At 34.6% G+C, this 19,432-nt stretch carries 19 protein-coding genes and 1 other RNA gene; 8 read left to right on the top strand and 12 right to left on the bottom strand.

Annotated elements, in window-relative coordinates:
• The first annotated feature begins 15 nt into the window (after positions 1-15).
• Both ACEN2H_RS10025 and ACEN2H_RS10020 read left to right on the top strand, forming a co-directional pair.
• A complete protein-coding gene (locus ACEN2H_RS10025) occupies positions 16-267 on the top strand; it encodes a hypothetical protein (protein WP_441732203.1) in 252 nt (83 codons plus the stop codon).
• A gap of 115 nt (positions 268-382) precedes the next feature.
• Entirely contained in the window at positions 383-952 is a 570-nt protein-coding gene (locus ACEN2H_RS10020; RefSeq protein WP_441732202.1) for a pentapeptide repeat-containing protein, read from the top strand.
• A gap of 6 nt (positions 953-958) precedes the next feature.
• Here the strand turns inward: ACEN2H_RS10020 and ACEN2H_RS10015 are convergent, their stop codons facing one another.
• The 8 genes from ACEN2H_RS10015 to glyA all read right to left on the bottom strand — a co-directional run bounded on the left by ACEN2H_RS10015 (position 959) and on the right by glyA (position 9,600).
• Positions 959-1,639, bottom strand: coding sequence for an ABC transporter ATP-binding protein (locus ACEN2H_RS10015; RefSeq protein WP_441732201.1), 681 nt, complete (start codon positions 1,637-1,639; stop codon positions 959-961).
• Between the two features lie 2 nt (positions 1,640-1,641).
• Complete coding sequence (locus tag ACEN2H_RS10010) at positions 1,642-2,898, bottom strand: ABC transporter permease (protein WP_441732200.1); 1,257 nt, start codon at positions 2,896-2,898, stop codon at positions 1,642-1,644.
• Positions 2,898-3,986, bottom strand: coding sequence for an efflux RND transporter periplasmic adaptor subunit (locus ACEN2H_RS10005; protein WP_441732199.1), 1,089 nt, complete (start codon positions 3,984-3,986; stop codon positions 2,898-2,900). Before ACEN2H_RS10005 ends, ACEN2H_RS10010 begins: the two co-directional genes overlap by 1 nt.
• A 616-nt stretch (positions 3,987-4,602) precedes the next feature.
• Positions 4,603-6,393 carry an ATP-binding protein gene (locus ACEN2H_RS10000; RefSeq protein ID WP_441732198.1) on the bottom strand — a complete coding sequence of 597 codons (1,791 nt, stop codon included), beginning with the start codon at positions 6,391-6,393 and terminating at the stop codon, positions 4,603-4,605.
• 10 nt (positions 6,394-6,403) lie between these two features.
• The gene (locus tag ACEN2H_RS09995; RefSeq protein WP_441732197.1) at positions 6,404-6,856 is read right to left on the bottom strand and encodes a response regulator; all 453 of its coding nucleotides are present in this window, start codon (positions 6,854-6,856) and stop codon (positions 6,404-6,406) included.
• Positions 6,857-6,872: 16 nt separating this feature from the next.
• On the bottom strand, positions 6,873-7,436 hold the full coding sequence (locus tag ACEN2H_RS09990; protein WP_441732196.1) for a helix-turn-helix domain-containing protein: 564 nt from the start codon (positions 7,434-7,436) through the stop codon (positions 6,873-6,875).
• A 155-nt stretch (positions 7,437-7,591) separates the two neighbouring features.
• Positions 7,592-8,179 carry a tRNA-(ms[2]io[6]A)-hydroxylase gene (locus ACEN2H_RS09985; protein ID WP_441732244.1) on the bottom strand — a complete coding sequence of 196 codons (588 nt, stop codon included), beginning with the start codon at positions 8,177-8,179 and terminating at the stop codon, positions 7,592-7,594.
• Between the two features lie 146 nt (positions 8,180-8,325).
• Positions 8,326-9,600: a serine hydroxymethyltransferase gene (gene glyA, locus ACEN2H_RS09980; protein WP_441732195.1), complete on the bottom strand. Its 1,275-nt coding sequence runs from the start codon at positions 9,598-9,600 to the stop codon at positions 8,326-8,328.
• 108 nt (positions 9,601-9,708) lie between these two features.
• On the opposite strand from glyA, the gene fahA reads away from it, so the two are divergent.
• The gene (fahA, locus tag ACEN2H_RS09975) at positions 9,709-10,992 is read left to right on the top strand and encodes a fumarylacetoacetase (protein WP_441732194.1); all 1,284 of its coding nucleotides are present in this window, start codon (positions 9,709-9,711) and stop codon (positions 10,990-10,992) included.
• Between the two features lie 103 nt (positions 10,993-11,095).
• Here fahA and fsa read toward each other — a convergent pair whose 3' ends face one another.
• The 3 genes from fsa to ffs form a co-directional block, all read right to left on the bottom strand.
• A complete protein-coding gene (gene fsa / locus ACEN2H_RS09970; protein WP_441732193.1) occupies positions 11,096-11,752 on the bottom strand; it encodes a fructose-6-phosphate aldolase in 657 nt (218 codons plus the stop codon).
• Positions 11,753-11,910: 158 nt separating this feature from the next.
• On the bottom strand, positions 11,911-12,714 hold the full coding sequence (locus tag ACEN2H_RS09965) for an SDR family oxidoreductase (RefSeq protein WP_441732192.1): 804 nt from the start codon (positions 12,712-12,714) through the stop codon (positions 11,911-11,913).
• 109 nt (positions 12,715-12,823) lie between these two features.
• An RNA gene (gene ffs, locus ACEN2H_RS09960) (signal recognition particle sRNA small type) lies at positions 12,824-12,921 on the bottom strand.
• Between the two features lie 87 nt (positions 12,922-13,008).
• Between ffs and ACEN2H_RS09955 the strand changes: the two genes are divergently transcribed.
• Both ACEN2H_RS09955 and hutI read left to right on the top strand, forming a co-directional pair.
• A complete protein-coding gene (locus ACEN2H_RS09955; protein WP_441732191.1) occupies positions 13,009-14,058 on the top strand; it encodes a glutaminyl-peptide cyclotransferase in 1,050 nt (349 codons plus the stop codon).
• Between the two features lie 6 nt (positions 14,059-14,064).
• The gene (gene hutI / locus ACEN2H_RS09950; protein ID WP_441732190.1) at positions 14,065-15,303 is read left to right on the top strand and encodes an imidazolonepropionase; all 1,239 of its coding nucleotides are present in this window, start codon (positions 14,065-14,067) and stop codon (positions 15,301-15,303) included.
• 52 nt (positions 15,304-15,355) lie between these two features.
• Here hutI and ACEN2H_RS09945 read toward each other — a convergent pair whose 3' ends face one another.
• Positions 15,356-16,231: a hypothetical protein gene (locus ACEN2H_RS09945; protein WP_441732189.1), complete on the bottom strand. Its 876-nt coding sequence runs from the start codon at positions 16,229-16,231 to the stop codon at positions 15,356-15,358.
• 92 nt (positions 16,232-16,323) lie between these two features.
• Between ACEN2H_RS09945 and ACEN2H_RS09940 the strand changes: the two genes are divergently transcribed.
• The 3 genes from ACEN2H_RS09940 (at position 16,324) to ACEN2H_RS09930 (ending at position 19,414) form a co-directional block, all read left to right on the top strand.
• Entirely contained in the window at positions 16,324-17,361 is a 1,038-nt protein-coding gene (locus tag ACEN2H_RS09940; protein WP_441732188.1) for a formimidoylglutamase, read from the top strand.
• Positions 17,362-17,499: 138 nt separating this feature from the next.
• Positions 17,500-18,759 carry a DEAD/DEAH box helicase gene (locus ACEN2H_RS09935; RefSeq protein ID WP_441732187.1) on the top strand — a complete coding sequence of 420 codons (1,260 nt, stop codon included), beginning with the start codon at positions 17,500-17,502 and terminating at the stop codon, positions 18,757-18,759.
• Positions 18,760-18,937: 178 nt separating this feature from the next.
• Positions 18,938-19,414: an Hsp20/alpha crystallin family protein gene (locus ACEN2H_RS09930; protein ID WP_441732186.1), complete on the top strand. Its 477-nt coding sequence runs from the start codon at positions 18,938-18,940 to the stop codon at positions 19,412-19,414.
• The last annotated feature ends 18 nt before the right edge of the window (positions 19,415-19,432 follow it).

Raw genomic sequence — 19,432 nt, 5'->3', positions numbered from 1 at the left:
TAAAAATTGCTATACATGAAACTTTTTGATTTTTTAAAACTTTCAGAAGAAGAACAATACATTGCAACCTGGAAAAAAGGTGCCTATGTAGATCTGTATTTAAAAGATAATATTGCTATCGAACTGTATGCAATAAACACTTTTTATGTTGAAATTTATTATGAACGCAACACTACTGAACTCCTTTACAAAAAGATGTTCAAACAAGGTGAGTTATTGGACAAATATCTGGACCGAATCCATTTAAAAACAAATTCCAGTTTTTAATTAACCCTAAATAAAACTGAAAACAGGAGCCAATAGATAGTGCCCTTTACACAATTAAACAATAATTTAGCCCTCGTAAAAATCTCTTTTTGCCTAAGCAATTCCAACCCATACAATGCCTGAATATAACCTTGACGTAGAATACAATGACATCACTTATGCTGAAGACGAAGTCAATTTCAAGGAATTTGAATCCTGCACTTTTAATCGCTGCGATTTCTCCCTTTGCAGTTTTGTCGCAGTAACCTTCATTGATTGCAGCTTTAACGATTGCAATTTCAATGCTTCAAAAATAAATCATGTTGCATTAAGAACTGTTTTTTTTAATAATTGCAAAATGACGGAAATCAATTTTTCCATGTGCGACAAACTTATTTTTGAAATCCATTTTAAAGAATGCAATTTGGATTTCTCCAAATTTTACACCTTGAAGCTGAAAGGCACCACGTTTATGGATTGTAGTCTGCTGGCTGTGGATTTTATGAGTGCTGATTTAACTGACGCTATTTTTGATAATTGTGATTTGTATCGCGCTGAATTTGAAAAAGCAATTGCCAACAAAGCCGATTTTAGAAGTAGTTATAATTACACGATCGACCCTGCAAGAACAAAACTCAAAAAAGCACAGTTTTCTCTCGCTGGTTTAAAAGGATTACTGGCAAAGCATGACATTATAGTACAGTAGGTGTTGTTATGAAAGAATCCTGCCATCTTCCATTGTAATTATTCTATCTGTTTTATCGGCAAAATCAGTGTCGTGGGTAACAATTAGTATCGTTTGGTTAAACTCTACCGCCAATTTTTTAAAGATATCAAACACGAGTTCCCCATTTTTGCTATCCAAATTGCCAGTAGGTTCGTCTCCCATAATAATTAAAGGATCATTGATTAATGCTCGAGCTATCGCCACGCGCTGCTTCTCCCCACCGCTCAACTGATTTGTCATTTTAAGCGCATGCTTTTCCATTTCCAAGGTTTTTAAATGACCCATGGCACGAGTTTCTAATTCCTCACTAGAATACCTTCCTAATTTTAGGCCAGGAAGCATTACATTCTTCAAAACATTATACTCCGTTAGCAAGTAATGAAATTGAAACACAAAACCAATTTTCTCGTTTCGAATCTTTGCTAATTTAGAATCCATTTGCCCAGTTACGAGTTCATTATGGATATACAATTCCCCTTCATAGTCTGTATCCATTGTAGAAAGTAAATACAGTAAAGTGGATTTACCGCAACCAGATCTGCCCACAATAGAAACAAATTCACCATGATTAATACTTAAATCTATTTCTTTAATCACCTTAAATTTCACAGGATCATAAAAATATTTGGTTAAACCAATGGTTTGTATAACTGTATTATTATCCATATTTATTTTCCTCTAATAATTTCTACTGGGTCTACTTTGCTCGCTTTCAAAGCTGGAAAAAGACCTGCTATAACTGTTGTAAATAGTGCAAAGCTTATCCCTATTATATAATAAAGTACATTGTAATCGATGGGATATGTTTTTACCGTGGGCAAAGAAGTCGTTTCAAAAGGGATCATGTCGATAATAAAAGAAAAGATGTATCCAAATAATAATCCAAAAACACCTCCCGTCAACCCTATGATTAATGACAATGAGATAAAGATCCCTTTTACATCATTTCCTGAAAATCCAGTGGCTTTAAGAATGGCAATACTATCCATTTTTTCATAGATCATCATGTTTAAAATATTATAAATTCCAAACCCAGCTACAATCAGCAACACAATTCCAACTGAATAGGATATAATGCTCCTTACCGTACTACCTGTTTCAAACTGGGAATTTGCAGTTTGATAATCTATAGTATCTAAATTAAATGCTTTATGAAATTCTTTCGCTACGGCTGCTGCTGATTCCTGATCATACAAATTCAGCTGAATGTCTGTAATATAATTCGTTGGTTGTCCCAATATCTTTTGGGCTGTTGCCAAAGAGGTATAACTAATCACATTGTCGATCTCAGCAATTCCGATTTCAGACAAACCAACAATTTTCAACGATACCAAATTCCCGTTGGAAGTTGATATCTTTATAATATCACCTACTGTAAGCAGCATTTTGTCCGCTAATCCTTTACCAATTATAATACTGTTGTTCTGCTGTAAATCAATAACTTTCCCATCTTTAATGTAATCGCTAATCTTAAAGAGTTTGTCCTCTGCAATAATATCAATACCATTAACAAAGCCCGCAATTTCGATAGTGCCCGAATTGAACAAAACGGACGAGGTGACTTTGGGCGCAACGTCTATGACACGAGGGTCCTCCTTTAACACTTTGATTATGGCCTTGCCATTATATATCGATTTCCCTCTATCTTTTGGCTTAATTGAATTGATAAAATTCGTCCCGTTTTTATAGTCTTTAGATAGATCCAGTGGCTGATTTTCAGAGGGTTTTACTTCGTTATACAAGAGGATATGAGGCGTTCTATTAAGCATTAGTCCATCCAATAATTCATTTAAGCCGTTCATAAAACTGACCAAAGCGATAAACATAGCAATACTAAAAGTTACCCCTACTGCAGCAACCACGGTCTGTTTTAGTCTGGCTCTAAGTAAATGGAAAGCAACGTTTAAAATAAGTTTAAAGTTCATTATTTGGGTTTGTAAATGGTTTCATCTTTCTTCAAACCTTCCAAAATTTCGACTTTTTGGTAATCGGTCAGGCCAATTTTTACCTTCCTCCGCTCGTTTTTATGGACCAAAACATATTCGTTGTCTATCAAATAACTTTTGGGAATTGTGATCGCATTATCTTTTGTACGAATGATGATATTAGCTTCTGCAGTGAGATTAGGATATAGTTTTTTTGGCGGATTTTTAAAATGTGCCTCAATTTTAAATGTTCGGGAACGCTCGTCCATTATAGGGTAAATTTTATCCACTGTCGCATCGAAGACTTCGGCTTTATAGCTATCCATTGTCACGAGTACTTTTTGGCCCAGAGCCACCTGCACCATATCATTTTCATCCACTTCAAGTTCTAAAACAAAAGCATTTGATTTCCCAATAATCGCAAGTGGAGTCTGAGTTGTTACTAAGCTCCCTTCTTTGACCAAAACATCAAACAATTGGCCTGCAAAAGCACTTTTTACACTATAATCATTTTGGAACTTTTGATTTAATTTAAGGTTGACATTATTGCGTCTTTGCTCATTGTCCAATTGAGCTCGGAGTTGCGCCAATTGTTTTTTGGTAGTTTCGTAATTGAGTCTGGAACTTTTGTATGCTAGTTCAATCACCTCAAAATCAATTTCCGAGATGCCCTCAAGAGTTCTTATCTTTTTATTCCTGTTGAATATGGACTCATCGAGGGTCATTCTGTCCCTAGCCGACTGGACTTTTAATTCCATTTCAGCGATTTTATCCTTGATGTAGCGGCTGCTTTCCTCACTTAATTGATAAGCTAACCGCGCATTTTCTGTATTTAATGCTGCTTTTTCGCTTTCAATATCAAACAACAATTGTCCTACCTTAATATACTGTCCTGCAACGACACTTATCTTTTGTAAAACACCACTTACTGTCGAAAACACGGTGTACTGATAATCCGCTTTTATGATTCCTGAAGCATAAACGCTTTCCGTCACGGTGCCGATCTTAGGTTTTATACTGTCCCGTGCTTTGGAACAAGATTGCGTCAAAAATATAATAGCTATTACAAAAATATTTCCAAATTTCATCTTGATAATTTTAAGAAAATAATGGTAATCAAACAATTAAATTTACCGCTTTTTTCTGTACCACAGACAGTTAACAAAATAATTTTAATAAAGTTAAAGTTGTTATACACTGTTTTTTAGTCTAGAATATCGCATTTTTCTATTACAGGTTTAAGTAAGGCTGTTTAATTATAATTAAACTACAAGCGTTATTCCATCACGTAATACCCCATCAAATAGCCGCGAATATTTTCAATGTCCACTTCTTCAATGACTTAAAAACCCCTTTCATGATAAAATATAAAAGCTTTGTTAAACCTGTTTTGGTTTAACAAAAGTACCATTGAATAGTTTTCTCTAACCAAGTTTGCTGTGTAATTTCTTGTCGTGTTTTATAATTCCCGGAAGTAGGCTCGGAAATAGTTGTGATAATATATATTTAAAAAGGATAAAATAATTCATTTAAAAAATCAAATTTCATTATTCCTTCACACCAATATAGATACTAAATCCACAAACAGAAAAACAGCTGATAATTATAATAAAGCCCCTTAATTAGCTAATTATATGTAGTTAAATAACATCTATTGGGAGTCAAAATAAGTTATACTTATCAATTTGAACCTTGCGTCCAAAATTAAACTTTCTTAGATAGAAAAATAGAAAACTCAGATCCTACATTAATTTCTGAGACTACCTTTATGAAGCCATCATGATTGTCAACTATCCGCTTACAAATTGCTAAACCAAGACCCGTACCAGAATACTTTGAGCCCGTTTCAAGTCGCTGAAATAAAACAAATATTTTTTCAGCATACTCCTGTTTAAATCCAATTCCGTTATCTTTAACTACTATTTTATAATAGTCTTCGTCAGAAATTATCTCATTATTAAACACCTCGTTTTCTTCAATTTTTTTAGATAAAATTGATATTTCTGGCGCTAAACCTTCTTTACTGTATTTAAGAGAATTAGAGATTAAATTAATAAATAATTGCTCAATTTGAAAAGAAATTACCTTAACAGTAGGTAAAGTGCCTATATTTATTTTAGCCCCTTTATCTTCAATATCGGGTGATAATTCGTCGATTACATGATCAATTAATTCTCTTAAATTTGTTTCTTCAAAAACTTTATCTCCTTTTATTGTTCTGGAATAGTTTACCAAATCAATAAGTAAGGTTTGCATTTTGTTTGCAGAAGTTCTTATTTTAGCAAAATAAACTTTGCCTTGGGCCGAAATCGAATCTATATCTTCAGATTCGATTCTTGAAACAAACATTTGAATTTTACGAAGTGGCTCCTGTAAATCATGACTTACGATATTATTAAAAGACTCTAATTCCTCATTAATACTTATTAATTCTTTATTGCTTTCTTCTAATTCAACTGTCTTTTTGAACTGATCGGTCATGTCATAATTCAAACCTGTTTTTACCATTTCGCCTTTGCCATTGGTAGTGAAACTTCCAACAGACATTACGTATTTTAAATCACCATTTGGTAAAACGAAGCGATACATTAATGAAGTAGGTATATAAGTACTTAATGAATCAAGATGCATTTGCTTTACATATTCAACATCATCTGGATGAATGTACTTTAATATGTTTTCTAAGCTAGGGACAAATGATTGTGGTTCTACTCCCAAAAGACGATAGAAATTATTTGAAAAAGTATATTTATTAGTCTCTAAATTAATTTTCCAATGGCCAAATCCTGCAATCTTCTCGGCTTCATTAAAAGAATGATTTAAGAACTTTAATTCATCATTCGTTTTCTTAAGTTCATCGATGTCAACATTCATTTTATTAAAAGACAAAAACAAAATCAATAATGAAAGTATAACTAGTAAAAAAGCACTTATTATAGAATATTGCAACTCAAATTGATGATTGTCATTGTGGATTTTGACTTTGTCCCCCTCCGCATTTATCGTTTTATATACGAAATTTTTCATCGACTCTGTAAACTCGTTACTTTCGCGAAGTTTATCCTTTAATGCGACACTATTAGGTAAAGTACTTTTTGATAATAGAAGTGTTTCTCTAAAAAGTGCGAATCGATAATCGATAAGTTCTCTAAGTCTTTTGACATCCTTAACTCTAGCTGGATTATTCGCTACTAATTTATTAATCCGCTTAAAGTTAGACTCTATTTCCCCTCTTCTCATGAATCTATCTGCTAAATAAGACTCATCTTTAGTGATAATATAGCTTCTAAGGTTTGTTTCATAGATACTAATAATTGACAATACCTTTTCTAATTCCAGCTGTGTTTCAGTCGCATTATTTATTAAATCGACCGAGGAATCCAAGCTACGCATCTGAGTATAAAAAACAGATGCAATGTAACCCACTACAATTATAGCAATCCCTAAAGCTAGTTTGAAGACTTGAGAATTTTTGTATAATTTAAGTAGCTTCATATCTTTGCTTTTATATACTAAAGAAAAAAGTTTCTTTATTTAAACCAGATGAATGAAATTGCCAATTTACATTTACCACTTCTTTGACTACTTTTTTGAGCTTATTGAAGTCATTTGGTTTTTTTATATAAATATTTGCACCTTCAACAAAAGTTTCCTCGATATCTTTTTCAGATGAAGACGTAGAATATATAGCAATTGAAAGTTCCTTAAATCTTAAATCAGCTCTAATTTCTTTTAGACATTCAAATCCTGATTTACGCGGCATATTTAAATCTAAAAAAAGTAAATGTGGTAAAACAAGATCTGGGTTTGCCAAATAATCCATGAGTTCTTTGCCATCATTAAACAAAGTCAATTTATTATCCATTTTAAGGTCCATCATTGCATCACTGAAAAATGTGCGATCATCTTCATCATCATCAGCAATTAAAATACGCATTGGATCTTTATGTGAAATCATACTATTGGGTATTATTTTATGTTTTTAAATTAGATAAATTTCGTCTTTTATCTACTATTCTTTTAAAAGCGGACGGCGTCAAACCTGTAACTTTTTTAAACTGGCTTGATAAATAGGCCACACTGCTGTAATTCAATTTATAGGATACCTCCGTTAATGTCAATTGATCTTCAACAATTAGTTTTTTAGCCCTTTCAATTTTTTGAATAATGACAAAGTTTTCTATTGAAGAATAGGTGTTTTCTGAAAAAATATTAGTCAAATATCCATAACTGAAATTTAATTTTTCTGATAGATAATGAGAAATAGTTACAGCTGGCAATTTATCATTCCCATAAATCATTTCTACAATAGAATCTTTAATTTTCTGAATAAGCTGACTTTTTTCATTATCAACAATAAAAATAGAATATCTATTTAAACAAGTTTGGAGTTCAGTAAAACTCTCGTCAGATACACTGTCACTAATTTCAATTTCTCCTAAGTCAAGGAGCTGGTGTTTTATATTTAATCGTTCGAGCTGCTCCTGTAAAATTACTCGACAAGCAACTATTCCATCATATTTTAAATAGAGCTTCATTTATGTTAGCGTTTATATTTGCTGAATAGTCAGCAGTTAAATATAATAATTCGAGAACAAAAATCGAGCCTTAAACAAAAAATAAAAAGGCATTGCTAGTTTAATAATTACAAACAATTGATTTTGAAACCATTGAAATTAATTAAAACACGAAATTATCCATGAATAGTCTCACCATTGCCATAATTTGCAATAATGGAAGCCTCATATTCAATCCATTCCCTCCAGCGCTTTTCTACATCAATTCCGGTTCCATATTTTCTAGCATATGTAATAAAAGTGGTGTAATGACCGGCTTCGCTTTCCATCAAGTCCCTATAAAATACAGATAGCTCTTCATCTTGAATGTTCTCTGAAAGGACTTTAAAACGTTCACAACTTCTGGCTTCAATCATTGCCGAGAAAAGCAACCTTTCGACCAAACTTGAAACTCTAGTCCCAGTACCACTTTTCTTCATGTACAAATACAATTCGTTTACGTAATCGTCTTTGCGTTCACGTCCTAACTTCAGCCCTCGTTTGATGATAATGTTATGTACCTGTTCAAAATGATCTATTTCTTCTTTGGCTAAAGCCAATAAATCCTTGACCAAATCCTGGTGTTCTGAATTATTAGTAATTATTGTAATCGCGTTAGTCGCTGCTTTTTGCTCACACCACGCATGATCCGTCAGGATTTCCTCGATATTTTTTTCTACAATATTTACCCATCTTGGATCGGTTGGCAATTTTAATCGTAACACTCCCATATTATTTTTTTGAAATTTTAAAAAAAAGTTTAAAGTATAAAGTGTACCCACGAACTAAAAAAGTTTAAAGTTTCGCGATACCTTCCGGCAAAGACGAAACCTTAAACTTTTAAACTTTAACCTTTTTAAACTAGAGTCATTTAGAAAACGAAGATTGCTCTTTCGCTCATCATTTCATTAACTTCATTAGCCACTTCTTCAATAATATCTTCGTTTGTGTGATTCATTAAAACCTTATCAATCAAAGCTACGACAGCGTCCATGTCAGCTTCAACTAAACCACGAGTAGTAATAGCTGGCGTTCCAACGCGTATTCCAGAAGTTACAAATGGTGATTTATCATCAAATGGAACCATGTTTTTATTAACCGTAATTTCAGCTTTAACTAATGCATTTTCAGCGTCTTTACCAGAAATTCCTTTGTTTCTTAAATCAATTAACATCATATGATTATCCGTTCCACCAGAGATAAGATGGTAATCTCTTTTTACAAAAGCCTCTGCCATTGCATTCGCATTCTTTTGTAATTGCAAAGCGTAAGTGAAGAATTCGTCTTTCAATGCCTCACCAAAAGCAACCGCCTTAGCAGCAATAATGTGCATTAAGGGACCACCTTGATTTCCTGGAAAAACAGCTAAGTCAAGCAAAGAAGACATCATTCTGATGTCTCCTTTTGGAGTCGTCAATCCAAATGGGTTTTCAAAATCTTTTCCCATCATAATCAATCCACCTCTAGGTCCACGCAATGTTTTGTGTGTTGTAGTAGTAACGATATGACAATGTGGTAGTGGATCATTCAATAATCCTTTGGCAATTAAACCTGAAGGGTGAGAAATATCAGCTAATAAAATCGCTCCTACGCTATCTGCGATCACTCTAAAACGCTCAAAATCCATATCACGGGAATAAGCCGAAGCTCCTGCGATAATTAATTTTGGTTGCTCTTTTGTAGCTATTTCTTGAATTTTATCATAATCTAAACGTCCTGTTTCTTTATCAACACCATAAAAAGACGGAGTGTATAAGCGACCTGAGAAATTTACTGGTGAACCATGTGTTAAATGTCCCCCATGAGACAAATCAAATCCAAGAATTTTATCTCCCGGTTTTAAACAAGCATGATATACGGCAGTATTGGCCTGCGAACCTGAATGCGGCTGCACATTTGCATAAGCAGCACCAAACAATTCCTTAGCTCTATCAATAGCAATTTGTTCAACAATATCAACTACTTCGCAACCACCATAATATCTCTTTCCAGGATATCCCTCTGCATATTTATTAGTTAAAACAGAACCTGCTGCTTCTAACACCTCGTCACTGACAAAGTTCTCCGATGCAATAAGTTCTAATCCGTGTACTTGTCTTTCTTGTTCTTCAAGAATAAGGTCAAAAATTTGTTTGTCGCGTTGCATTTCTTTGATTTTAGTTAATTTGATGCAAAAATACGAAAAAACGTTTGTCAAATTGCTAGATAATGATATATTTGAATTATAATTTTTCAACAAAACAATTAACATATTATGCCAATAGCAGCCAACGATACAAGCAGAAAATCATGGATAGAAGTACATGAAAATAGTGATTTCCCAATTCAAAATATTCCTTTCGGCGTATTCTTAACAAAAGAAAATGTGGTAACTGTAGGAACTAGGATTGGCAACTCTGCCATTGATTTAGGGGCCTTACAGCAAATGAATTACTTTGCAGGTATTGAATTGACAGACGATATGTTCATGCAAGATACTCTTAATGACTTTATTTCTGACGGACAAAAAACATGGCGATTAGTAAGAAACCGGATTGCAGAAATTTTTGATGAAACCAATTCAAAATTAAGAGATAACATAAAACACCGTAACATCGTTATTTTCGAAATAGACGATGTCGAAATGCAGTTGCCTGTATTAATAGGTGATTACACTGATTTTTACTCCAGTAAAGAACATGCTACTAACGTAGGAAAGATGTTTAGAGACCCCGAAAATGCACTATTACCAAACTGGCTACACATCCCTGTGGGATATCACGGTAGAAGCTCTACCATCGTCCCTTCAGGAATTCCTGTTCACAGACCAATAGGTCAAACGTTACCTGCTGGTGACACCACTCCTGTTTTTGGTTCCTCACGTCTAATTGACTTCGAACTGGAAACTGCTTTTATCACCACTGATGCTAATGTGATGGGGGAAATGATTCCAATCAATGAAGTCGAAGAGTATATCTTCGGAATGGTTTTATTAAATGATTGGAGTGCTCGCGATATTCAAAAATGGGAATATGTGCCACTAGGACCGTTCTTAGCAAAAAACTTTGCTACGTCTATATCACCTTGGATTGTGACCATGGATGCTTTAGAACCGTTTAGAGTTCTAAGTCCAAAACAAAACCCAAGTCCATTACCGTACTTACAACAAAAAGGAAAACATTCCTTTGATATTAATTTGGAAGTTGCCATAAAGCCCGAGAATGTGGAGCCTACCGTAATAAGTAAAACCAATTTTAAATATATGTATTGGACGATGAGCCAACAATTAACACATCATACTTCTAACGGTTGTCGTGTAAATTCGGGCGATATGATGGGTTCTGGGACAATTTCGGGACCAACACCTGATAGTTACGGTTCGATGTTAGAATTGACATGGGGAGGAAAAAATCCAATTGTACTGAACGATGGAACGGAACGGAAATTCATCAATGATAATGACACCGTTATTATGAAAGGATTTTGCAAAAATGGACAAGTAAGAATAGGATTTGGAGAAGTTTCTTCAAAACTATTGCCACCTTTTGTACGAAAATAATTTTAGCCAAATCATAAATATAAAAAAGTCCCATACTTAACGTAAGGGACTTTTTTTATTTCAATTAGTCATCGTTAAAAAATGAACCACTATATACTCCTTTTTACTTGTTTCCTTTCTCAAAATCAGCAACAAACTGAGCCAATCCAATATCAGTTAAAGGGTGTTTCAACAATCCGTAAATAACAGAAAGTGGTCCAGTCATTACATCAGCACCAATTTTAGCACAGTTTACAATATGCATTGTGTGACGAACAGAAGCAGCAAGAATTTGTGTTTCATAACCGTAGTTGTCATAAATCAATCTGATTTCTTCGATCAAAGCCAATCCATCAGTAGAGATATCATCTAAACGACCAATAAATGGAGAAACATAAGTTGCACCAGCTTTAGCAGCCAATAGCGCTTGACCTACAGAGAAAACTAATGTTACATTTGTTTTAATTCCTTTATCAGAGAAATATTTGGCAGCCATAACTCCCTCTTTGGTCATAGGTAATTTAACCACGATTTGATCGTGTAAGTCAGCTAATTCTTCACCTTCCTTGATCATACCATCGTAATCTAAAGAATTCACTTCAGCACTTACATCACCTTCAACCAAATTACATATGTCTACATAATGCTTCAAAATACTGTTTTTCCCTGTAATTCCTTCTTTAGCCATCAATGACGGATTTGTAGTAACTCCATCCAAAACTCCTAGAGCTTGTGCTTCCTTAATTTGAGCTAAATTAGCTGTGTCTATAAAAAATTTCATAATTATGTCTATTTATTTATGTGTTTATTTTCTTGGGCGTGACCTTCGCAAAAAACCTCAGGTCGGGCTATTCGCTACAAGTCCGCGCATCGTTACGCTTTCGCTACACAATACTGCGGGCTTTTCGCTGCTATCCCTCACGCTAATTTGATGCAAAATTACAACTTATAATGGTTCATTAGCATTTTTTCATACACTTTATCAGGAAGAATGCGCTTTAGCACAATCGAAAACTTCTGCATAAAAACCCCAACTTTGTAGTGTACCCTTGGTTCTTTGGCCTGGATAACCCTATAAACCGCCTCGGCCATTTCATTCGGATTACTGCCTCCATCCACATGCTCATCCATCGTTTTTAACGTATTCCCGTAAGGAATTTCATAAGCAGAACCTTCAATTATTGGCGCATGATAGCGTCCCGCGGCAATATTAGTTGCAAAATCGCCAGGTGCGACATTTGTAATATGAACTCCAAATGACTTTACCTCCATACGTAATGCTTCAGTAATCAGCTCTAGCGCTCCCTTTGAAGCAGAGTACACCCCGCGATAAGGTAATCCCATGTAGCCCGCGATTGAAGTTATATTGATAATCAAACCCGAATTTTGCGTTCGCATTTGAGGCAAAACCGCTTTCATCACTTCTATAGGACCAAAGAGATTAATCTCAAAATTATTCTTAATTTCATCGCTTGGAATTTCTTCAAGAGGCCCTGTAATCCCAACACCTGAATTATTAATCACAATATCTAATCTTCCAGAAATGCTTATTACTTTTGCGACAGCTGATTGGATCGAAGCCGTGTCCCGCACATCTAGGGCCACTAACGGAAAAACAGAATCAAGTATACTTTCCGGCTTCCTACTAGTTCCATACACAATAAAACCCTTATTATATAAAAACTCCCCTATAGACTTCCCTATTCCAGAGGAACCTCCAGTTATTAGAACAACTTTATTCATAATGTGTGATTGATTATATATGAAAGATCCAAAAATAAAAAAATCCTCCATATGGAAGACTACTTTTGTGAAAATATTAAAAAAAAATCTGAACCAAGTTCAGATTAAAAAATGGCAAGCGACCTACATCGCACCGCTCAACCACGTACCCTTGCTATGTTCCCATCCTGGGGGAGTCTGCAGGAGCTGGTCGTGTAGGACTTGCCGGTGCAAATATACAATCTTTTTATATTTTTGCAAGTGCTTTGTGCTGTTAAAATAACATTGTATATTGGCGTATTCAAAATTTAAACAATGAAAAAATATAACTTACTATCTATCATTTTATTAGGAATTGCGGTTTCTAGTTGTGGAGGTAAAAAAAAGGGAGAAAACAGTATATTTAATTTCGATAGTTCGAAATTTGCTGCTAAATACCAGCCACAAGAAGCACTTAACCTAGCGATTTTGAATCCGAATTCCAAGAAAGTCGATAGCATTATATACTATGTAAATGATGAAAAGATAGCGTCTAAAAAAGACGCAAACAATATAATCTTTGAATTAAAAGAGCAAAAATTAGGCTACCAAAACCTAAAAGCTTTAGTATACTATGAGGGAGAAAACTCAGTAGCAACTGCAAGAGTGGAACTAGTTTCCAATGTGAAACCAAAATTACTTAAGTACACGATTGTAAACACATATCCCCATGATACGGCCGCTTTCACAGAGGGTTTAGAGTTCTATAAGGATACGTTGTATGAGAGCACCGGTCAAAAAGGCTCCTCTTTTTTTAGAAAATACGATTACAAAACGGGTAAAGTATACAAACAAGTTGATCTTGATTCAAAATATTTTGGAGAAGGAATCACTTTTGTAAACGGTAAGATGTACCAATTGACCTGGCAGGAAAAAACAGGCTTTATCTATAATGCAAACACATTAAAGCTGGAAAAAACATTCGCTTACGACAAAGATATCGAAGGTTGGGGAATGACAAATGACGGAAAATACATTTATCAAACTGATAAAACTGAAAAAATATGGAAAATGGATCCCGAAACTCAAAAGATGATTGACTATATAAATGTCTATTCGGGAGATTCAAAAATAAAATCTATCAATGAATTGGAATGGATTGAAGGAAAAATCTATACCAATGTGTGGCAAAAAGACGCCATTGCAGTTGTAAACCCAACAAATGGTGCCGTTGAAGGGATCTTGGATTTGTCTGGCTTAAGAAAGTTGATTAATGCTACTCCTGATGACGTATTAAATGGTATCGCCTATAACCCAAAGACCAAAACCATTTTTGTAACTGGTAAAAACTGGGACAAACTCTTTGAAATTAAAGTTTCTGAATAAATTTAAATGACAACTCTAATTACCAATATCAAGGAATTGCTGCAAGTGCGAGAAGCTGGAATTGTAAAAATTTCTGGTGCTGAAATGGCTATTCTTCCAACCATCAAAAACGCCTACTTACTAATCGAAAACGATTTGATTACCGATTTTGGTTCAATGGAAAATATGTCTGGACTAAAAACGGATAATGTCATTGATGCAACTGGAAAAATGATTTTACCAGCTTGGTGTGACAGCCATACTCATATTGTATATGCTGGGAACCGAGAACAAGAATTTGTAGATCGCATCAACGGAATGACCTATGAAGAAATAGCCAATCGTGGCGGCGGTATATTAAATTCGGCTAAAAAACTGAATGAAACATCAGAAGAAGAAATCTACCAGCAATCAAAAGAACGATTAGAGGAGGTAATGCGTTTGGGAACTGGAGCGGTAGAAATTAAGTCTGGATATGGACTTAGCTTAGAAGGGGAAGTAAAAATACTTCGTGTTATCAAACGGCTATCTAAGCATTATCCCATAACCATAAAAGCTACTTTTCTGGGAGCCCACGCCATTCCATTGCAATACAAAGAAAACAGAAAAGCCTATATTGATTTGATAATAAATGAGATGCTTCCTAAAATCGCTGAGAACCGCCTAGCAGAGTACATAGATGTTTTTTGCGAAACTGGCTATTTCACTGTTGCAGAAACAGAACAAATTATGGAAGCAGGAGTCCGTTTTGGCTTAAAGCCAAAAATTCATGTGAATCAATTCAATTCAATTGGAGGAATTCAAGCAGCCATAAAATACAATGCGTTGTCTGTAGATCATCTTGAAGTTATGAAACCAAAAGATATCATGGATTTAAAAAACACAGAAACTATGCCGGTGGCACTTCCATCCTGCTCGTACTTTCTAAGTATTCCCTACACACCCGCTCGCGCAATGATTTCCGCAGGTCTTCCAATTGCCTTGGCAACAGATTACAACCCCGGATCAACCCCGTCGGGGAACATGAATTTTGTTGTTGCTACTGCCTGTATAAAAATGAAAATGACTCCCGAGGAAGCGATAAATGCCGCTACCATAAACGGTGCTTATGCCATGGGAGTCTCAGATACTCATGGAAGCATCACAATCGGGAAAAAAGCAAACTTAATCATTACAAAACCAATTGAGTCTTACTATCAATTACCATATGCATTTGCAAGCAACTTAATTGATGCCGTAATGCTCGAAGGAAAATATCTTACATAAAAAAAAGAGGAGCTATTAGGCTCCTCTTTTTTTTATCTACTAACTACTGTTGTTATCTTAAAACAAAACTTGTTTTAGAAACTAGTTCACCTTTATTATAAATATTAATATAATAAGTCCCTTCAGCAAAATCATCTCCTTTTAAATCTTGTGAAACATTAACCGTTTTGTTTTCATAAGCCACTTTAGTAGAAAAACTATACGTTAAAGTATTCTCTCCAAAAGTTTCTGTTTTTTTATCACCTAACACATTGTTCTTACCATCAATCACCTGAACTTGGTATGTTTTATCACCTGATTGAGCAATTTGATTCTCAGCTATAGTAAAACTAACTCTAAGAACGTCAGCTCTTCTTGCTTTCTCAGTTTCTATTTCTTTTCCAGAATTTCTAACTTTTAAAGCAATTCCTGCTGTGTTCAACACAGTCAGTTTTGAACCTTTTTTTACCACTTTTGCCAATTCTTCGTTTTGTCCTGCTAATGCTTCGACATTTTTCTTGGTTTCACCCAATACAACTACAGTACTATCACGTTGAGTAGTTAAAGTAATATTTTTCTCTTTCAAAACTTCATTCTCTGCCATTAAAGCTTTCATATTACTTTGAAGAGCAATAAATTGAGTTCTGTATTTAGCAACATTTCCATTAGATTTCTTTAGATCTGCGATTAAATTCACAACCTTGTCTCTTTCTTGAATCAATTCATCAGACATAGATGTATTCTCAGCAATGGCTGCATCATATGTTGTTTTTAAATTTTCCAAATCCATCATAACTGATTCTTTTTCAGTCATTGTCGTTTTCAATTCAGTTTGTACCGCGGTCACATCAGATGTGATTTTAAAAATATAGACTAAACTCCCAACTAGTAAAACTGCTAATACTGCAATTATTGCTTTTAGACTCGAACTACTTTTTTGATTTTCCATTTTAATTTTTTTTTTCCAAATTTAAGAAAATAAATTAAAGATGAAACAATTGTTAACACAATTATAGTATTTTTGGAAAAATTATGTTTTTTATGGAAAAGCTTTTGCCTTTTACAATGAATGATCTCGCCAAAATTACTAACCACAGAAGTGGGGAAATTAAATTTGGAGAAAAGATGATTACTCTTCCTAAAGATACTGATGTAATCTCATTTTTAAAAACTTGTGAAGCAAAGTATGTGCTGTTAGGAATTCCGGAAGACATAGGGATAAGAGCCAATTACGGCAGGCCAGGTGCAGCATCCGCGTGGGATAGCGCCATAAAAAACATTGCCAATATTCAACACAATCGTTTTTCTAAAGGAAGTCAGCTGATTGTTTTGGGACAAGTTGATGTTTGTGAAGAGATGAAGGAAGTCGAACATTTAGACTTCAATGATGTGGATGATCGTTCCAAATTAAGTCAGTTAGTAGAGCGAATCGACAAAGATGTTTCTCACATAATTTTTAATATTATAAAAGCGGGCAAAATTCCTATAATTATTGGCGGCGGGCACAATAATTCGTATGGTAACATAAAAGGTGCTGCTCTGGCTAAAGGTAAACCGGTAAATGCCATAAATTTTGACGCACATTCTGATTTTAGAATCTTGGAAGGACGACATAGCGGAAATGGTTTTTCCTATGCTTTTGAAGAAGGCTTTTTGAAAAAGTATTTTGTTTTTGGTTTGCATGAGAATCACACTTCTAAAAGTGTACTAGACATCATTAAAAAAACTGAAGATCGCGTACGTTATAATACGTATGATAGCATAAAGATTAGAAAAGAAAAGGATTTTTATCTGGAAATGAATACCGCATTAGCATTTGTCGAAACAGATGGCTTCGGAATCGAAATTGATTTGGATGCACTTCCCAATATAGCAAGTAGTGCCATGACCCTGAGTGGTTTTTCTGTGGAAGAACTAAGGCAGTTTATTTCATTTTTTGCCAAAAATAAAAACGCCACTTACATACATATATGTGAGGGGGCTCCTGATTTAGACGATGGAAAAAATAATCACCTGATAGGTAAATTGATAGGTTATCTGGTCACTGACTTTATTAAGTCAAACAACGCCATTGCCTAATAAAAACATGCAGTATCATATAGCACACCTAAGTATAACTTCATTAGCATATACATAAGAAACCGACAGCAAAAATAATAATCCTATATTTGCAAAAACTATCCATGTACTTAATACAGGATATTTAATTTCAATAACATGTTATTCGAAGATCTATCACTTTCAAAAAGTATACAAAGAGCCGTATATGAGCAAGGCTACACTAACCCAACTCCCATCCAGGAACAATCAATCCCACTAGTTTTAGCGGGAAAGGATTTAATAGGATGTGCACAAACAGGAACTGGGAAAACGGCAGCGTTTGCCATTCCTATTATACACCAGTTGCACCGTATTGTAGGGTCGTCAAAAAAAGCCAAACAAATTCGAGCCCTTGTTGTAACTCCTACTCGAGAATTAGCGGTTCAAATAGGCCAAAGTTTTGACACTTACGGCAAATACACCAATTTGACGCAACTTACTATTTTTGGAGGTGTTTCTCAGAACCCGCAAGTAGACGCACTAAGAAATGGTGTCGATATTTTAGTTGCAACCCCAGGAAGGTTGTTAGACCTTCATAAGCAAGGATTTATTGATCTTGATCACTTGCACGCTCTTGTCCTTGATGAGGCTGATCAAATGCTTGATATGGGATTTGTGAACGATGTCAAAAAAATAGTAAAACTTACACCTAAAAACAGACAGACACTGTTTTTCTCGGCAACTATGCCAATCGCTATAAGGGAATTAGCTGAAATGTTTCTAACTAATCCCGAAACTGTAACCGTATCGCCGGTTTCATCCACAGCAGAGAATGTTGAGCAACATGTTTACTTTGTTGAAAAAACAGAGAAAAGAAACTTGCTGTATCACTTGATCAAGAATCAAGATTTGTCAGATGTACTAGTTTTTTCAAGAACAAAACATGGTGCAGACAATGTTGTTAAGGCTTTGCGCAAAAACAACATCGCAGCGGAAGCCATTCATGGCGATAAATCACAAAATGCAAGACAACGTGTTCTAGAAGCATTCAAAAATAAAGAGATTGGTGTTCTTGTAGCTACAGATATAGCCGCTCGTGGAATCGACATTGACCAACTACCATTTGTTATTAATTTTGATTTGCCCAATATACCCGAAACCTATGTACATCGCATCGGAAGGACCGGCCGCGCTGGTAACGGTGGAGTCGCAATTTCTTTTTGTAGTAAAGATGAGCACGGTTATTGGAAGGATATTCAAAAATTAATAAAAGTAGACGTTAAAACCGTTAGTGACCATCCTTATCCCTGGCATTCTGGAAGCCCTGAGACTGCTCCAGAAGGATCAACCAAACCTAAGAATTCAAATAGAAGTGGTGGTGCTCATAAATCTAGAAAATCAGATGCTTCAAAACAAAATAAAAAACGTTGGTACTAATTAGATTCAAAAGATAATCTTTAAGCTGTAAGAAATGCCTTTTACCATTTTGGTAAGGGGCATTTTTTATTAGGTAAATACTTCATATATAGTTAATTAAGTGTTATTATTATCTTTAACAATATTATTTTTTTGTAATTTTAATTGTATAACAAATAACCCTTTAAAATTTTTAATTATGAAAAATTTAGTAAAAAGAAACGCCTTCGCGCCTTTAGTGACAAATCCGTTTTTACCATCTGTAGATGCCTTTTTTGATGATTTCGGATCAAGAGATCTCATAGACTGGACTAATCAAAGTCTGGCTACACTGGGAAGTAATCTACCATCAGTAAATTTAAAAGAAACAGATAAAAAAATTGAAATTGAACTAGCAGCGCCTGGTTTGAAAAAACAAGATTTTAAAGTAGAAATCGACAATAACATGCTTTCTATTTCTTCAGAAAAAGAGGAAGAGAAAGAGGAAACAAGAAAAAAAGATAATTATTATAAAAAAGAATTTAATTACCAATCATTCCGCAGATCCTTTAGTTTGCCAGACTATGCAGATGAAAATAAAATTACTGCCGATTATAAAGATGGAATCCTTCACGTAGCAATTGATAAAAAAGAAGGAGCACAACAAAGAATAGCAAAAACCATAGCTATAAAATAGAAAACAAGCTTTGGAGTC

It is taken from the genome of Flavobacterium sp. W22_SRS_FP1, assembly GCF_052113685.1.
Taxonomy (GTDB): Bacteria; Bacteroidota; Bacteroidia; order Flavobacteriales; family Flavobacteriaceae; genus Flavobacterium.
The sequence above is the reverse complement of the archived record's forward strand: the minus strand, read 5'-3'. Positions and strand labels throughout refer to the sequence as shown.

What these genes read in the sequence shown, in the direction of transcription:
- ACEN2H_RS09955 (WP_441732191.1), top strand. Translation starts at nt 13,009, where the DNA reads ATGAAAAAATATAACTTACTATCTATCATTTTATTAGGAATTGCGGTT.
- ACEN2H_RS10010 (WP_441732200.1), bottom strand. Translation starts at nt 2,898, where the DNA reads ATGAACTTTAAACTTATTTTAAACGTTGCTTTCCATTTACTTAGAGCC.
- ACEN2H_RS10005 (WP_441732199.1), bottom strand. Translation starts at nt 3,986, where the DNA reads ATGAAATTTGGAAATATTTTTGTAATAGCTATTATATTTTTGACGCAA.
- ACEN2H_RS10025 (WP_441732203.1), top strand. Translation starts at nt 16, where the DNA reads ATGAAACTTTTTGATTTTTTAAAACTTTCAGAAGAAGAACAATACATT.
- ACEN2H_RS09940 (WP_441732188.1), top strand. Translation starts at nt 16,324, where the DNA reads ATGGAAAAGCTTTTGCCTTTTACAATGAATGATCTCGCCAAAATTACT.
- ACEN2H_RS10000 (WP_441732198.1), bottom strand. Translation starts at nt 6,393, where the DNA reads ATGAAGCTACTTAAATTATACAAAAATTCTCAAGTCTTCAAACTAGCT.
- fahA (WP_441732194.1), top strand. Translation starts at nt 9,709, where the DNA reads ATGCCAATAGCAGCCAACGATACAAGCAGAAAATCATGGATAGAAGTA.
- fsa (WP_441732193.1), bottom strand. Translation starts at nt 11,752, where the DNA reads ATGAAATTTTTTATAGACACAGCTAATTTAGCTCAAATTAAGGAAGCA.
- glyA (WP_441732195.1), bottom strand. Translation starts at nt 9,600, where the DNA reads ATGCAACGCGACAAACAAATTTTTGACCTTATTCTTGAAGAACAAGAA.
- ACEN2H_RS09995 (WP_441732197.1), bottom strand. Translation starts at nt 6,856, where the DNA reads ATGATTTCACATAAAGATCCAATGCGTATTTTAATTGCTGATGATGAT.
- ACEN2H_RS09945 (WP_441732189.1), bottom strand. Translation starts at nt 16,231, where the DNA reads ATGGAAAATCAAAAAAGTAGTTCGAGTCTAAAAGCAATAATTGCAGTA.
- ACEN2H_RS09930 (WP_441732186.1), top strand. Translation starts at nt 18,938, where the DNA reads ATGAAAAATTTAGTAAAAAGAAACGCCTTCGCGCCTTTAGTGACAAAT.
- ACEN2H_RS10015 (WP_441732201.1), bottom strand. Translation starts at nt 1,639, where the DNA reads ATGGATAATAATACAGTTATACAAACCATTGGTTTAACCAAATATTTT.
- ACEN2H_RS09935 (WP_441732187.1), top strand. Translation starts at nt 17,500, where the DNA reads ATGTTATTCGAAGATCTATCACTTTCAAAAAGTATACAAAGAGCCGTA.
- ACEN2H_RS10020 (WP_441732202.1), top strand. Translation starts at nt 383, where the DNA reads ATGCCTGAATATAACCTTGACGTAGAATACAATGACATCACTTATGCT.
- hutI (WP_441732190.1), top strand. Translation starts at nt 14,065, where the DNA reads ATGACAACTCTAATTACCAATATCAAGGAATTGCTGCAAGTGCGAGAA.
- ACEN2H_RS09990 (WP_441732196.1), bottom strand. Translation starts at nt 7,436, where the DNA reads ATGAAGCTCTATTTAAAATATGATGGAATAGTTGCTTGTCGAGTAATT.
- ACEN2H_RS09965 (WP_441732192.1), bottom strand. Translation starts at nt 12,714, where the DNA reads ATGAATAAAGTTGTTCTAATAACTGGAGGTTCCTCTGGAATAGGGAAG.